The organism is Amycolatopsis sp. Hca4 (assembly GCF_013364075.1).
Classification (GTDB): Bacteria; Actinomycetota; Actinomycetes; order Mycobacteriales; family Pseudonocardiaceae; genus Amycolatopsis.
The window spans coordinates 8,001,993-8,017,659 of record NZ_CP054925.1; the positions used below are offsets into that span (position 1 = coordinate 8,001,993).

Below are 15,667 nucleotides of genomic sequence, written 5' to 3' on the forward strand. Positions count from 1 at the left end.
TAGCACGAGTATTGCGTTTCCCGTGCCTCGTGCGTTATTCCTGAAGATCGCAACGCCCCGCGCACAGGAGGTCCGCCGATGGCCGAGCTCGTCCCGCCGTCGCACGCTCGCCGGCTCCGGTGTCTGGGTACCGGTGATCCCGACGTGGTCGCCGCGGTCGCCCGGAGCGGTGGCCTCGGTGTGCTCGACGGCGCCGATCCGGCGGACCTGCGGCTGGTCGCGGCCCGCGTCCGGGTGCCGTACGCGGTGCGGACCGACGGCCCGCTGCCCGCGGGCGCGGCCTTCGCTGTCCGCACGAAGGCGCCGTGGGCCGGAGCGCTCGCCGAGGTCACCGACGTCACCACGGCTGCCGAGGCCGTTCGCGGCGGCGCGCTGGGCCTGGTCGCCGGCCGGGGCGCGTTGAGCGACTTCGTTCTGCTGCAACAGCTGTTGACCGCCTTCGACGTGCCCGTCTGGGGCCGGGTGGCCGGACCGCGGACCGCGGTGGGCGCGCTCGCCGGCGGCGCGGCGGGCGTCGTCGTGGAGTCCACTGTGGACGTCGGCCGGATCGTCGGTGCCGAGGTGCCCGCGGCCGGGCTGGGCACGGGTTTGTGCCGGACACTCGGCAGCGCGCTGCCGATCGTCCAGGGCCCGATGACGCGGGTGAGCGACCAGCCGGGCTTCGCCGCCGCGGTCGCCGACGCGGGCGGGTTCCCGTTCGTCGCGGTGGCCACCGCGAACGGCGCGCGCACCGCCGAGCTGCTCGCCCGGACCGCCGAGCGGCTCGGCGACCGGCCGTGGGGCGCGGGCATCCTCGGCTTCGTCCCCGACGACCTGCGCGCCGCCCAGCTCGCCGCGATCCGGGCGGCGCGGCCGCGGTGCGTGCTGGTCGCCGGCGGGAAACCGGGGCAGGCCAAGGCGCTGGAGGCCGACGGGATCGCGACGTTCCTGCACGTGCCGTCGCCGGTCCTGCTCCGCCAGTACCTCGACGCCGGGGTCCGCCGGTTCGTCTTCGAAGGCGCCGAGTGCGGCGGCCACGTCGGCCCTCGGGCGAGTTTCGAGCTGTGGGAACAGCAACTGGCGGCTCTCGGCGCCGCGAAGGACGTCGAGGTGCTCTTCGCGGGCGGGATCCACGACGCCCGCTCGGCCGCGATGGTCGCCGCGATGGCCGAGCCGCTCGACGCCGCCGGCGTCCTGATGGGCACCGCGTACCTGTTCACCGAGGAGGCCGTCGAGCACGGTGCGATCACCGGGCTGTTCCAGGACCGCGCACTCGCCGCGGACGCCACCGTGACACTGGAAACCGCGCCGGGTCACCGCACGCGTTGCCTGCCCAGCCCGTACACGGCGGAGTTCGCACAGGTCAAAGCCGGTCTGGGGAACACACCCGAAGCGTGGCAGCGGCTGGAGGAGCTGAACGCCGGACGATCGCGCGTCGCCAGCAAGGGCGTCCGCCGCGACGGCGAGGCGCTCGACGCCGCCACCCAGCTCGCCGAGGGGATGTTCATGGCGGGCGAGGTGGCCGTCCTGAGGGACCGCCGGACGACGATCGCCGAGCTGCACCGCGAGGTCGCTTCGGGCCGGACGTTCGCGCGTCCGGAGGAACCGGCGGCGGACTCCGGCGACATCGCGATCATCGGCATGGCCTGCACGTTCCCCGGGGCGCGTGACCTGCCCGCGTTCTGGTCGAACGTCCTGCGCGGCGAAGACGCCGTCACCGAGGTCCCGCGCGAGCGCTGGGACCCGGACGTCTACTTCGGACAGTCGGCGTCGAAGTGGGGCGGGTTCCTGCCCGCGGTGGACGTCGACCCGCTCGCGTACGGCATCCCGCCGTCGGCGATGGGCAGCATCGACCCGGCGCAGCTGGTGTCGCTGGAGACGGCGCGCCGCGCGCTGGCCGACGCCGGGTACGCCGACCGGGACTTCGACCGCGAGCACACGAGTGTCGTGTTCGGCGCGGAGGCGGGCGGCGACCTGGCGAACGCGGGCACGCTGCGCTCCCTGCTCGACGGCTACCTCGACGAGGTCCCGTCCGAGCTGCTCGCGCAGCTGCCCGAGCCGACCGAGGACACGTTCCCCGGCACGCTGGCCAACGTCATCTCCGGCCGGATCGCCAACCGGCTCGACCTCGGCGGCGCGAACTACACGGTGGACGCGGCGTGCGGTTCGTCGCTGGCCGCGCTCGACCTCGCGGTGAAGGAGCTGCGCGCGGGCACGAGCTCGCTGGCCCTGTGTGGCGCGGTCGATCTGCACAACGGCATCCACGACTACCTGATGTTCACCTCGGCGGGGGCGCTGTCCCCGACGGGCCGCTGCCGCCCGTTCGACGCGGCGGCCGACGGCATCGCGCTGGGCGAAGGGGTGGCGTGCCTGGTGCTCAAGCGCCGGGCCGACGCCGAGCGAGCGGGCGACCGGATCTACGCGCTGGTCAAGGGCGTCGGCGCGGCCAGCGACGGCAAGGCGCTCGGCCTGACGGCGCCGCGGCCGGAGGGCCAGCGCCGGGCGTTGGAGCGGGCGTACCGCGACGCGGGCGTGTCGCCGGCGGAGGTGGGGCTGGTCGAGGCCCACGGAACGGGAACGGTGGTCGGCGACGCCACGGAGCTGCGGACGCTGACCGGCTTCTTCGCCGAGGCCGGCGCGGAGGCGGGATCGTGCGTGCTGGGGTCGGTGAAGAGCCAGATCGGCCACACGAAGTGCGCGGCGGGCCTGGCGGGGCTGATCAAGGCGGCGCTGGCGCTGTGGCACGAGGTGGTCCCGCCGACACTGCACCTGAAGAACCCGAACACGGCTTGGGACGCGACGGCCAGCCCGTTCACGTTCACCACGACGGCCCGGCCGTGGGCGGCGCCGGCCCGGCTGGCGGGGGTGAGCGCGTTCGGCTTCGGCGGGACGAACTTCCACGCGGTCCTGGCTGCGGCGCCGGTGGCTCCGGACCGCAAGCACGGCTTGCGCGACTGGGCGCCGGAGGCGGAGAAGGCCCTGGCCGAGCTGGAGCGGACGGTGGCGGCCCGCGCCGGCGGATCGGGAGAAATGCGCGGGGGCGGACCAGCGCGGCCGAAGCTCGCGGCGACGGGCGGCTCGGGTGAGGCTCGTCCACACGAGATTCACGCAGCAGGCCTCGCAGCGGCGGCGGAAGCCGGCTCAAGCGGCGGCGCGGTCACGGTCGGCTCAGGCGCGGCCGGCTCCGGCAGGCATCGCGCGCTCGAGCAGCCGATGCCCGCACCCGCCGAGCCCGGCAAGATCGCCTTCCTCTTCCCCGGCCAGGGCAGCCAGCGCACCGGCATGCTCGCCGACCTCTTCGTCCACTTCCCCGAGCTCGCCGAAGTCCTCCGGCTCGCGCCCGACATCGCCGCGACTGCCTTTCCGGCTCACGCCTTCACCGCCGAAGCCGTCGATGCCCGGGAAGCCGCCCTCACCGACACCCGCGTTGCCCAGCCCGCGCTCGGGCTCGTCGAGACCGCCGTGGCCCGGCTTCTCGCCCAGCTCAACGTGCACCCCGACTTCCTGGCCGGGCACAGCTACGGCGAGCTCGTCGCCCTCTCCGTCGCCGGGGCTTTCGACACCGAGACCCTCCTGCGCCTGAGCCGGGCCCGCGCGCAAGCCATCGCCGAGGTCGCCCGGCCCGGGACCATGGCCGCCGTCAAGACGTCCCGCGATGCCCTCACCGCCACCCTCATCGGCCCCGATGTCGTCGTCGCCAACCACAACGCTCCCGAGCAGGTTGTCCTCTCCGGACCCGTGGCCGCCGTCGAACGGGCCGTCAGGCGGCTCAAGGAAACCGGCATCAGCGCGCAGCGGATCCCCGTCGCCTGTGCCTTCCACAGTCCGCTCGTCGCCGATGCGAGCGAGGTCTTCGCTCGCGAACTCGACGAAGAAACCATTACGACGCCGAGGGAACCCGTCTGGGCCAACCGGACCGCCCAGCCGTACCAGGACGACGTCCGCGGTGAACTGGCCGCGCAGATCGGTGCCCCGGTGCGGTTTCTCGACCAGATCGAAGCCATGTACGCGGCCGGGGCGCGGATCTTCGTCGAAGCGGGGCCCGGGCGCGTCCTCACCCGGCTGGTCCGGGACATCCTCGGCGACCGGCCGCACACCGTCGTCGCCTGCGGGCCCGACCTCACGAGCTTCCTGACCGCCCTCACCACCCTCGCCGAAGCCGGCGTCGACGTCCGGCCCGGACGGCTGATCCGGCCGAAGCCGGCCGAACCCGCCGCCACCGCCTGGGCCGTCGACGGGCGGTCCGCCCGCGCGCCCGGCTCCGCCGCCCCCGCCCTGCCCCCGGCCCGACGAATCCGGAGTACCGCCATGACCCAGCCCGCGCCCGGCCGAGACCAGGCGATCGTGGACTTCCTGCGCACCACCCGCGAACTCGTCGCCGCCCAGCGGGAGGTCATGCTCGGCTACCTCGGCAGCGCGCCCGCCCCGGTCCCCGCCCCGGCGCCGCTCCCGGTCGTCGTCGAAGCACCCGTGACCGAGCCCGAACGGGAACCCGAACCCGAAGCCACCGACGTCATGAGCACGGTGATCGGCGTCATCAGCGAACGCACCGGCTACCCGGCCGACATGATCGCCGCCGACCTCGACCTCGAAGCCGACCTCTCGATCGACTCCATCAAGCGGACCGAAATCGCCGGCACGCTGCTGTCCCGCCTCGGCCTGCCCGCCGACGACCGCACCGACCAGCTCAGCCGCGACCGCACCGCGAACGCCCTCGTCGCGCACCTCGAAAGCTGGCTGACGCCCACGCCACCGGCCGCTCCGCCGCGCCGCTACCGGCTCGAACGGGTCCCGGTGCCGCTGGACCCGGATCCCGGGCGGCTGCGCGGGAAGACCGTGGCCGCGCCGGACGACGCCGTGCGGGCCGCCTTCGCCGCGGCCGGGGCGGAGGTCGTCACCGGGGACGCGGACATCACCGTGCTGGTCGCCCGCGACCTCACCGAGGTGTTCACCCGGCTCAAGGCGCTGCGGGGAGCCGTCTTCGTGACGGCGGAGCCGGACGCCGTGCCCGGCCTGCGTGGCCTGGTGCGGTCGGCCGCGCTGGAGCGCGACGGCGTGACCCGGCTGGTCGAGGTCACGCAGGACGTGGCGAAGACGCTGGTGGACGAAGCCCTCAGCGACGGCCCGTCGGTGGTCGTCCACGACAACGCCGGCCGCTTCACCGTCGAGCCGCGGCCGGTGGACCTGCCGTCGATCGCGTACTCCGGCGCCGGGCCGGGCAGCGGTGAACTCGCCGCGCTGGGCCTGGGCCCGGACTCCGTCGTGCTGCTGGTCGGCGGGGCCCGCGGCATCACCGCCCGCGCGGCGGTCGCGTTGGCCGCCTCCGGGTGCCGGCTGGAACTCGCCGGGCGGACGCCGTGGCCGGGCGAGCCCGACGACCTGCCCGCGGACCCCACGGCGATGCGCGCGGTGCTGGCCGGCCGCGGCGGCTCGGTGGCAAGCATCGAACGCCGGGTGCGGACCGTCCTGGCCCAGCGCGAGATCGGCCGGACCCTCGACGAGATCCGTGCCGCCGGCGGAACCGCGGGCTACACCTCGCTCGACGTGCGCGACGCCGACGCCGTGCGAAGCCTCGTCAAGAACCTCCCCAGCCGGCTCGACGGGGTCGTCTTCGCCGCCGGGATCATCGACGACAAGCTCATGGCGGGCAAGGACGAACAGTCCTTCCGCACCGTCTACGAGACCAAAGTGGACGGCGCGCGGAACCTGCTCGGCGCGCTCGACGCCGAGCCCGGGTTCGTCGCCTTCTTCGGCAGCATCGCCGCGGTGCTCGGCAACCGCGGCCAGACCGACTACGCCGCCGCCAACGATGCCCTCGAAGCGCTCGGGGCGACCTGGCCGGGCCGCGCGGTGACCGTCCACTGGGGACCGTGGGCGCCGGACGGCGACCACGCCGGCATGGTGTCGCCGGAGCTGGCGCGCGAATACGAACGCCGGGACGTCGCCCTCCTCGACCCGGCCGAGGCCACCGCCGCGCTGCTGCGCGAGCTGGCCTACGGCACGGACCGCTCGGTCCTGTACACGGCGTCGCTGTGGTGATCCCGGTCGCGATCACCGGCATGGGCGTGTTCCTGCCCGGCGCGTCCACAGTGGACCAGTACTGGCGGAACCTGGTCGCGGGCACCGACGCCGTCACCGACGTCCCGCCGCACCGCCGCGACCCGGAGTTCCACGGCCGCGACGGCTCCGCCCCGGACCGCACGCACGGCCGCCGCGGCGGCTTCACGCCGGACACCCTGGAGTTCGACCCGGTCGCCCACGGCGTCCCGCCGACGTCCCTCGACGGCACCGAGCCGGACCAGCTCACGGCGCTGGCCGTCGCCGTGGACGCGGTCGCCGACGCCGGTGGCCTCGGCCGGCTCGGCGACCCCGAGCGGATCGGCGTCGTGCTCGGCCGCGGCGGCTACCTCTCGCCCGGGTTGCAGGGCTTCGACCAGCGGGTCCGCACGGTCCGGCAGATCACCCGCACGGTCGGCGAGCTGATGCCGTCGGCCGGGCCTGCCGTGCTCGAACGGCTGCGGACGGCACTGCTCGAACCGCTCGGCGAGTTCCGGCCCGAGACCGCCGCCGGGCTGGTGCCGAACCTGGCCGCCGCCCGCGTGGCGAACCGGCTCGACCTCGGCGGCCCGGCGTACACGGTGGACGCCGCCTGCGCGTCTTCGCTGGTCGCGGTCGACCAGGCGATCGGCGAGCTGGCCCGCGGCCGCTGCGACGTCGTCCTCGCCGGCGGCGCGCACCAGACGCAGGACGACACGCTGTGGGCGCTGTTCACCCAGCTCGGCGCGCTTTCGCCGAGCCAGCGGATCAGCCCGCTGTCCCGCGACGCCGACGGCATGCTGATCGGCGAAGGCACCGCGATCGTCGTGCTCAAGCGGCTCGCCGACGCCCGCCGCGACGGGGACCGCGTGTACGCGGTGATCCGCGGCACCGGCACGTCGAGCGACGGGCGGGGTGCGAGCCTGCTCAGCCCGTCCGTCGCCGGGCAGACCCTCGCCCTGCGGCGGGCCTGGGCGGGCCGCGATCCGGCGGAGATCGGCCTGCTGGAGGCGCACGGCACCGCGACCCCGGCCGGGGACGCCGCCGAGCTGACCACGGTCGCCGACGTCTTCGGCCCGGCCCGCGAGCCGCGCGCGGTGATCGGCTCGGTCAAGTCGATGATCGGGCACACGCTGCCGACCGCCGGGGTCGCCGGGCTGGTCAAGGTGGCGCTCGCGCTGCACCACGGCGTGCTGCCGCCGACGCTGCACTGCGCAGACCCGAACCCGCTGCTCGACAAGACGCGGTTCCGGGTGCTGGCCGAGGCCGAAGAATGGGGTGCGCTGCCGCGGGTCGGCGCGGTCAACGCGTTCGGCTTCGGGGGCGTCAACGCGCACGTCGTGCTGGAGGCGGGCGACCCGGCGCCGAAGCGGCGGGTGCGCGTCGAGGAGCCGGAACGCGTGCTGCGGCTGGCCGCCCGCACGCCCGCGGAACTCCTGGACGAGCTCGACCGGCCCGGTGAGGGCGACGGCGACGGCCCGTGCCGGATCGGGATCGTCGGCCCGGACGAGCGCAAGCGGGCCACGGCCCGCCGGGTGCTCGCCAAGGTGGCCGCGACGGGCAAGCCGTGGCACGGTGCCGGCGACGTCTGGTGCAGCGTCGACCCCCTCCTGCCGGGCGGGAAGACCGCGTTCGTCCACCCGGGACTGGAGGCGGGCGGCGAGCCGCGCCTCGACGACGTCGCCCGGCACTTCGGCCTCGACCGTCCACAGTGGTCGACGGCGAGCGTGCTCGACCGCGCGGCGAGCGTTTCGGCGGCCGGGCTGCTGCTCGACGACGTTCTGCGGCGGCTGGGGATCCGGCCGGACGCGCTGGCCGGGCACAGCGTCGGGGAGTGGACCGCGATGCAGGCCGCCGGGATGTACACCGCGGCACCGGACGCCCTGGCGCGCTACTGGCCGGACGGCTTCGAGCTGCCCGAAGCGGACTACCTCGTGCTGGGCGCCGCGGCGGCACGGGTGGCCGAGCTGCTGCCCGGCGATCTGGTCGTCTCCCACGAGAACGCGATCAAGCAGACGATCGTGTGCGGGCCGCCGGAGTCCGTCGCGGAGTTCGCGGCGACCTGCCGCGGTGCCGGGATCGTGGCCACGACCCTGCCGTTCCGGTCCGGGTTCCACACCCCGCTGATGCGGCCGCACCTCGCCCCGTTCGCCCGGCTCGCCGCGGACCTGGATCTGCGCGCACCGGCGCTGCCCGTGTGGTCGGCGACGACCGCGCGGCCCTACCCGGCGGACGCCGACGAGGTCCGGCGGCTCTACCTGGACCACCTGCTGCGCCCGGTCCGCTTCCGGGCGCTGACCGAGGCGCTGCACGGCGCCGGGTTCCGGGTGTTCGTGCAGGTCGGGGCGGGTCAGCTCGGCTCGTACGTCACCGACACGCTGGGCGAGCGGCGGCACCTGGTCGTCGCGGCCGCGTCCGGCACCCGGTCCGGGCTCGCCCAGCTGCGGCGGCTCACCACCGCGCTGTGGGCCGAGGGCGGCGACCCGGACTTCGACGCGCTCGAACCACGGCGGATCCGCCTCAGCACCGGGAACTCCCTGCTCTCGCTGGGGTCAGCCGCCCGCGGCCTGCTGGACGAGCAGAGCTTGCCCGCCGGGGTGCCGGACCCGATCGTCGCCGAGTTCACCGCGTTGCTCACCGAAACCCGCCAGGCCGCGGCGGACGTCGTCGCGGCCGCGCGACGGCACATCGAGTCCACAGTGGACGTCTCGCTGGCGGCCATGCCGTACCTGCGCGACCACCGGTTCTTCCGGCAGCGCGACGACTGGCCCGACGAGCCGGACTTCCGGCCGGTGGTGCCCGCGACGACCTTGGTCGACCTCGCCTGCCGGGCGGTCGAGCGCACCTGGCCGGGCACGACGGCGGTCGCGGTGCGGGACGCGGTGTTCTCCCGCTGGCTCATCGCCGCGCCGGCCCGGCGGGTGCCGCTGTCGATGACCCGCGACGGCGACCACGTGACCGTCGAAATCGGGCCGTACGCGCTGATGACGGTCGAGGTGGGGACGTACGCGCCGCCGCCGTCGCCGTCCGCGGTGCCCGGGCCGGAGACCACGCCGCCGCTGACCGCGGCCGAGATCTACGCGCGGCGCGAGATGTTCCACGGCCCGGCGTACCAGGGCCTGGCCCGGCTGACCGGCCTCGGCGAGGAGCACATCCGCGGCGAACTGGTCGTCCCGGACGCGCCCGGCGGCCTGCTCGACAACGTCGGCCAGCTGCTCGGCTGCTGGCTGATGGCCACCCGGACCGACGACCTGCTGGCGTTCCCGCGCTCGATCGGCCGGCTGACCTGGCACGGCCCGGAACCGGCGCGGGGCACCCGCGTCACCTGCCAGGTGCGGGTCCGGCTGCCGCGTCCCGACGTTCTCGAAATGGCCGCCGAGCTGGTGCGTGACGGCCGGGTGCTGGCCACCATCGAGGGGTGGCGGGACGTCCGGTTCCCGTGCGACCGCCCCGCCCACCGCGTCTACGCCTTCCCCGCGGAGAACCTGCTCGGCGAGCTGCGGGCCGACGGCTCGGTCGCCGTCACCGACCGCTGGCCGACGGTCGCCGCGCGGGACATCTACGCCGGGATCTACCTCGGCGCGGCCGAACGCGCCGAGTTCGCCGCGGTCCCGCCGCGGCAGCAGCGCGGCTGGCTGCTGCGGCGGATCGCCGTCAAGGACGCCGTCCGCGCCCGGCTCGGCGAACCCGTCTACCCGGCGGAAATCCGCGTCCACGACGACGGCACGGTGTCCGGGCACCACCGGGACCTGCCGCGCTTCGCCGTCTCGACCGAGCTCACCGGGGACACCGCCATCGCAACCATCAGGAGCACTTCATGACCATCGACCACGCGTCCGCGACCTTCGACGTCGTCGCCGAGCTGCTCACCGAGCTCGTCGGCGACGCCGAGGTGCTCGGCATCGAGATCACGCCGGACACGACGTTCCACGAGGACCTGCAGCTGGAGAGCATCGACCTGGTGACCTTCGCGAGCATCCTTTCCGAGCACTTCGGCGCCGACGTCAACCTCGCCGAGTACCTGGCGGAGAAGGACCTCGACGACGTCATCGGGCTGACCGTCGGCGACATCGCCCGGTTCGTGGGGGAGCGCACGTGCCCACGATGACCGTGAACGGGCTGCGCACGAATGTGCAGCTCGTGCCCGCCGGCGGCACCGAGACCGTGGTGTTCCTGCACGGCATGGGCACCGACAGCCTGGCGAGCTTCTACCTCACGCTGGCGCCGCCGGTCGCGGCCGCCGGCATCGACGTGATCAGCTACGACCTGCGCGGGCACGGCAAGACCGAGCGGCCCGAGCGCGGGTACACCCTCGGTGACTTCGTCGCCGACCTGGACGACCTGCTGCGGCAGCTCGGCGTCGACCGGCCGGTGCACCTGGTGGGCAACAGCTTCGGCGGCACGCTGGCCTACAGCTACGCCGTGGCCAACCCGTCCCGGGTCCGCAGCATCGTGTGCATCGAATCCGAGCCGGCGACCGAGGTGTGGGCGGAGAAGATGAGCGCGATCCTGGCGCACACCGTCCGGTTCCTGCAGGTGGAGGAGAGCTTCGACTGGATCGAGGCGAACTTCAGCGCACACCACCGGCGGCTGGCGCGGCTGGCGGCCGAGCGGATCACGTCGACGAAGATGGCCGAAGAGGTCCCGCTCGGCCCGCTGCTCACCTGGGAGCAGGTGGCGGCGATCGGCTGCCCCGTCCTGTCCATTTTGGGCAGTCACGGCTACCAAGCCGACGACCTCGAGGCACTGACGTCGCTGCTGCCGAACGGCGAGCTGCACGTGTTCGAGGGGCAGGGCCATTCGGTGCTGGTGGAGCAGCACCGGGAGGTGCGCGAGCTGGTGCTGAAGTGGGTCGAACGGCACGCGGCGTGAGGTTCCTGCTGGTCGTGCCGCCGCTGGCCGGGCACGTGGCACCGCTGCGCCGGGTGGCTTCGGTGCTTTCGGCGCGCGGGCATTCCGTGGCCTGGTGCGGCCCGGAGCCCGCACTGTCCTCTTTGGTCGCCGGTCCGGTGTTCCCCGCCGGGGATTCCGGGCCGTTCGCGGTGTCGTTGCGGCCACCGGGATTGCGCGGGTTCGCCGCGCTGAAGTACTTGTGGGAGTCGTACTTGGTCCCGCTGGCGGACGCGATGGTGCCGGGGGTTTCGTCGGCTGTCTCGGCTTTCGAGCCCGATGTGGTCGTCGTGGACCAGCAGGCGATGGCGGGGGCGCTGGTGGCCGCGCGGTGCGGCTTGCCGTGGGCGACGTCGGCGTCGACGTCCACCGAGCTGGCCGACCCGCTGGGTTCGCTGCCGAAGATCGCGGGCTGGGTTTCGGAGCTGCAGGCCGGGTTGCGCGCTCGTCACGGCGTTTTGCTGGGGGACCTGCGGTTTTCACCGCACCTGGTGCTGGCGTTCACGACCCGAGCGCTGGCCGGGGAGTGCCGGCTGGCGGTGCCGGTGTCCTACGTCGGCCCTGCGCTGCCTTCGTCGTCGGCCGAGTGGTCCGTTGTGGACGATCGGCCGCTGGTGGTGGTGACGCTGGGGACGTCGAACGACTCGGTGGGTGCGCGGTTCCTGGCGGAGAGCGTGGACGCGCTGGCGGGGATGCCGGGTTTCCGGGGGTTGGTGGTGGACCCGACGGGGGCGCTGGTGAGCGAGAGCGTGCGGTTGGCCCGCCGGATCCCGCAGGTGGCGGCGTTCGCCCGGGCATCGGTGGTGGTGTGCCACGGCGGCCACAACACGGTGTGCGAGGCCTTGGCGGCCGGGGTACCGCTGGCGGTGGCCCCGATCCGTGACGACCAGTCGATGCTGGCCCAGCAGGTGGTGACGGCTTCGGCGGGGGTAAGGCTGCGCTTCGACCGAGCGAAGGCGGCGGACATCCGCTCGGCGATCGAGGCGGCGGAGGAGTGCCGGCCGGGGGCGGAGAAGATCCGTGAGTCGTTCGAGGCTGCGGGTGGCGCGGAAGAAGCGGCTACCCGCCTGGAGTCCCTCACGTAACTCGCGTGATCCGGCCCGGGACTCGCGTGATTGAAGCCGGAACTCGCGAGTTCCGGCTCCGATCACGCCGGTTACGGCTCTGGTCACGCGAGTTACGTGCGGGCGCGGAACGTGCGGGCCGCCAGGAAGGAACCCGCCGCGGCCGCTGTAGCTGCTATCGACAAGGCCACCGTCAACGACCAGCCCAGCGGGCGGCCCAGTGCCAACGCCCGGGTCGCGTCGATCGCGTACGTCAGCGGGTTCACCGCCGATACCGCGCGGACCCACGTCGGCATCGTGTCCAGTGGCATGTACGCGCTCGACGAGAACATCAGCGGGAACATCACCACGAACGACGCCGCCTGCAGGGTCTCCGCCTTGCGCAGCCATGTTGTGATCGCCACGAACACCCAGCTCAAGCACCAGCCCACGACCAACGTCACCAGCAGGGCCAGCGCCAGCCCGGCCACGCCGCCCGCGGGCGGAAGCCCAGGAACACCACGCTCGCCAGTGCCGTCACCACCAGCTGGACGCCCAGGCGCGCCGAATCCGCGAACGTGCGGGCCACCAGTACCGAAAACAGCGAGATCGGCAGGCAGCGCAGCCGTCCGGTGAAGCCGCCGTAGATCTCCGCCAGGAGGCCCGCTCCCGAACTCATCGCCGTCGTCATCGCGATGTTGACCAGCGTGGCCGGGACCAGGAAGTTCACGTAACCCTGGTACGCCGCCACCCCCGGCAGTGCACCGACGCCGCTGAACACCTGGCTGAACAGCAACAGCAGCACCACCGGCTGCAGCAAGCCGAAGAAGACCAGCCGCCGGTCGCCGAACGCCGTGCGCAGCGACCGGGCGGTCAGGATCCGGACCTGCGTCCAGAAGCCGGATTCGGGCCAGGCCGTGGGGTCGGCGAGCGCGGCGACGGCCGCGTGGTGCCGGAACCGCGTCACGATGCCGCCCGGTGCAAAGAAAGGTAGACGTCGTCGAGGGTCGGCTCGGTCACCGTCAGGTCGCGCAGCGGGGCGCCCGCCGCGTCGAGTGCCCGCACCACCACCGGGATGTCGCCAGGGCCGGACAACGGCACGGTGAGCACCAGCCCGGCGCGGCCGGCCGCCAGACCCAGGCGCGACAACGCGTCCACCGCGCGCCGCAACGCCAGTTCGGTGCCGAAGGTGCATGTCGCCGTGCGGGTGCCGAGCCGGGCCTTCAGCTGCGCCGGCGTCCCCGACACGGTGATGTGCCCGAACCCGAGGACGACGACGTGGTCGGCCAGCCGATCCGCCTCCTCGAGGTACTGCGTGGTCAGCACGACCGTGGTCCCGCGGGCCGCGAGGCCCTCGACGGTCGTCCACAACCCCGCGCGGCTGACCGGGTCCAGCCCGGTCGTCGGCTCGTCGAGGAAGAGCACCTGCGGCGCGCCGACGAGCCCCGCGGCCAGGTCGAGCCGGCGCCGCATCCCGCCCGAGTACGTCCCGGCCGGGCGGTCGGCCGCGTCTTCGAGACCGAAGGCGGCGATCAGCTCGGTGGCCCTGGCCAGCGCCTGCCGCGGCCGGGCGCCCAGCAACCGGGCGATCAGCACGAGGTTCCCGCGCCCGGACAGGGCGTCGTCGACCGCGGCGAACTGCCCGGTCACGCCGATCCGCCGCCGGACCGCGCGGCCGCGCTGCACGACGTCGTAGCCGCAGACACGGGCGGTGCCCGCGCTCGGCCGGACCCGCGTGCTGAGGATGTCGATCAGGGTGGTCTTCCCGGCGCCGTTGTGGCCGAGGACCGCCAGCACCGCGCCGCGGGCGACGGTGAGGCTGATCCCGGCGAGCGCGGTGACTTCGCCGTACTGTTTCGCGAGGTCCGTCACGGCGATGACCGGCTGGGGCATGGCCGCTCCTTTCCTGCCGCGCAAAAGGTATCGGGACCGGAGCCTCTCGATCAAGAAGCCCGCCGCCATTCGCGGAACGCGTGACAATTTTCGCGGAATCGGATAGCACCCGCGTGACAAGGGCTGACCTGCGTGACCCTTCCGGATGGGGGTGATCTCCTGCGTGTGACAAAGAATTTTCGGCGGCTTGTTCACCGTGAAACACGGAGGTAGCTTTGCCGAAATTCCCCCATTTCCCGAGGTGACGACCCGTGAAGTTTTCGTGGAAGTCGAGAAAGCCCGCGTTCGGCCTGGCCGCCGCGACCGCAGCGGCGGTCGCGGCGACCGTCGCGCTCGTCGGAGCGGGCCCGAGCCAGGCCGCGCCGGTGAGCCTGACGCTGAACTACAACTGCCCGTTCCCGCTGATCGGCGACCAGGTGCTGTCGGTGAAGATCGACACGAACCTGCCCGACAACGCCGTCGCGGGTGCCTCGTCGACTCCGATCACCTTCGACGTCGACGTCACCGTGCCGGAGACCGCCACCGAGGGCCTCGCCCTGGTCGGCGCCACTTCGCTGGACGGCTCGGCGAAGGCCGCGGCGACGCTCAAGTACCCGGTCGACAAGACGCTGAACCTGAACCTGCCGCTGACGATCGCCTCGACGCCGGTGCCGCCGTCGGGTGCCTTCCACGTCAAGAGCAGCGGCAAGGCGCCGGCCGTGACGTTCCCCAGCCCCGGCACCGCCTCGGTGACGGTCGGCAACTTCAGCACCACGATGACCCCGCGCACCGCCGACGGCCAGCCGACCGACCTCGGCACGTTCACCTCCGACTGCGTCGCGGTCCCGGGCCAGAACCAGCAGCTGGGCACGTTCGAGATCAAGCCGGCGGGCGGCACCACCACGCCGACGACGCCGACGACCCCGACCACGCCGACGACTCCGACCACGGAGCCGACGACGCCCACGACGGAGCCAACGACGCCGACGACGCAACCGACGACTCCGACGACCGAGCCGACGACTCCGACGACGGAGCCGACGACTCCGACCACGGAGCCGACCACGCCGACGACGGAGCCGACGACTCCGACCACGGAGCCGACGACTCCGACGACTGAGCCGACGACCCCGACGACGGAGCCGACGACCCCGACCACGGAGCCGACCACGCCGACGACGGAGCCGACGACCCCGACCACGGAGCCGACGACTCCGACCACGGAACCGACGACTCCGACGACGGAACCGACAACCCCGACCACGCCGACGACCGAGCCGACAACGCCGACCACCCAGCCGTCGACCCCGACCACCACGCCGACGAACCCGCCGGGCGGCATCGAGGTCAAGTACTCCGTGCAGGGCAAGTCGGTCCTCAAGCAGCTGCACGCCACGCTGCCGCTCGGCCCGGGCACCCTGGACGCCAAGCTCGACGCCGCCTCGGGCAAGTTCGGGGCCCAGCTCGCGCTGCCGAAGTCGGATGTCCACTTCCGAGTCCTCGGCTTCATCCCGGCGTCCGCGACGGTGAAGCTCGACCAGGTCGGCGCCATCACCGGCACCCTCACCAGTGGTGCGGTCAAGGCGAACGCCCGGATCGACGTCCAGCTCACCAAGGTCCGCGTGTTCGGTTTCCCGATCCTGTCGTCGAAGTCGTGCCACACGGTCAAGCCCGCGGACGTGCCGCTGACCTCGGCGCCCGGCTTCGACCCGCTCAAGGGCGGCAAGCTGACCGCGACCTACGGCATCCCGCAGTTCACCGGCTGCGGCTTCCTGACCGGCTTGATCACCGGCCTCACCTCCGGTCCCGGCAACAAGCTGGACATCACCCTCGCCAAGAAGTGAACT

At 73.6% G+C, this 15,667-nt stretch carries 7 protein-coding genes and 1 pseudogene; 6 read left to right on the top strand and 2 right to left on the bottom strand.

Going from position 1 to position 15,667, the window contains the following annotated elements:
• Window positions 1–78: 78 nt before the first annotated feature.
• Genes HUT10_RS36425 through HUT10_RS36445 form a run of 5 tightly spaced genes read left to right on the top strand, consistent with a single transcriptional unit; the run spans window position 79 to window position 11,990 of the window.
• Window positions 79–6,018, top strand: a complete 5,940-nt coding sequence (locus tag HUT10_RS36425; RefSeq protein ID WP_176175331.1) for a type I polyketide synthase — start codon at window positions 79–81, stop codon at window positions 6,016–6,018.
• The gene (locus HUT10_RS36430; protein WP_176175332.1) at window positions 6,012–9,836 is read left to right on the top strand and encodes a beta-ketoacyl synthase N-terminal-like domain-containing protein; all 3,825 of its coding nucleotides are present in this window, start codon (window positions 6,012–6,014) and stop codon (window positions 9,834–9,836) included. The genes HUT10_RS36425 and HUT10_RS36430 overlap by 7 nt, the downstream gene beginning before the upstream one ends.
• On the top strand, window positions 9,833–10,123 hold the full coding sequence (locus HUT10_RS36435) for an acyl carrier protein (protein ID WP_176175333.1): 291 nt from the start codon (window positions 9,833–9,835) through the stop codon (window positions 10,121–10,123). Before HUT10_RS36430 ends, HUT10_RS36435 begins: the two co-directional genes overlap by 4 nt.
• Window positions 10,111–10,887 carry an alpha/beta fold hydrolase gene (locus tag HUT10_RS36440; RefSeq protein ID WP_176175334.1) on the top strand — a complete coding sequence of 259 codons (777 nt, stop codon included), beginning with the start codon at window positions 10,111–10,113 and terminating at the stop codon, window positions 10,885–10,887. Before HUT10_RS36435 ends, HUT10_RS36440 begins: the two co-directional genes overlap by 13 nt.
• On the top strand, window positions 10,884–11,990 hold the full coding sequence (locus HUT10_RS36445; RefSeq protein WP_176175335.1) for a glycosyltransferase: 1,107 nt from the start codon (window positions 10,884–10,886) through the stop codon (window positions 11,988–11,990). The genes HUT10_RS36440 and HUT10_RS36445 overlap by 4 nt, the downstream gene beginning before the upstream one ends.
• Before the next feature lie 92 nt (window positions 11,991–12,082).
• Here HUT10_RS36445 and HUT10_RS36450 read toward each other — a convergent pair.
• Window positions 12,083–12,915, bottom strand: a pseudogene (locus HUT10_RS36450) (ABC transporter permease).
• The gene (locus HUT10_RS36455; RefSeq protein ID WP_176175336.1) at window positions 12,912–13,841 is read right to left on the bottom strand and encodes an ATP-binding cassette domain-containing protein; all 930 of its coding nucleotides are present in this window, start codon (window positions 13,839–13,841) and stop codon (window positions 12,912–12,914) included. Before HUT10_RS36455 ends, HUT10_RS36450 begins: the two are co-directional and overlap by 4 nt.
• Before the next feature lie 251 nt (window positions 13,842–14,092).
• On the opposite strand from HUT10_RS36455, the gene HUT10_RS36460 reads away from it, so the two are divergent.
• Entirely contained in the window at window positions 14,093–15,664 is a 1,572-nt protein-coding gene (locus HUT10_RS36460) for a DUF6801 domain-containing protein (protein ID WP_176175337.1), read from the top strand.
• The last annotated feature ends 3 nt before the right edge of the window (window positions 15,665–15,667 follow it).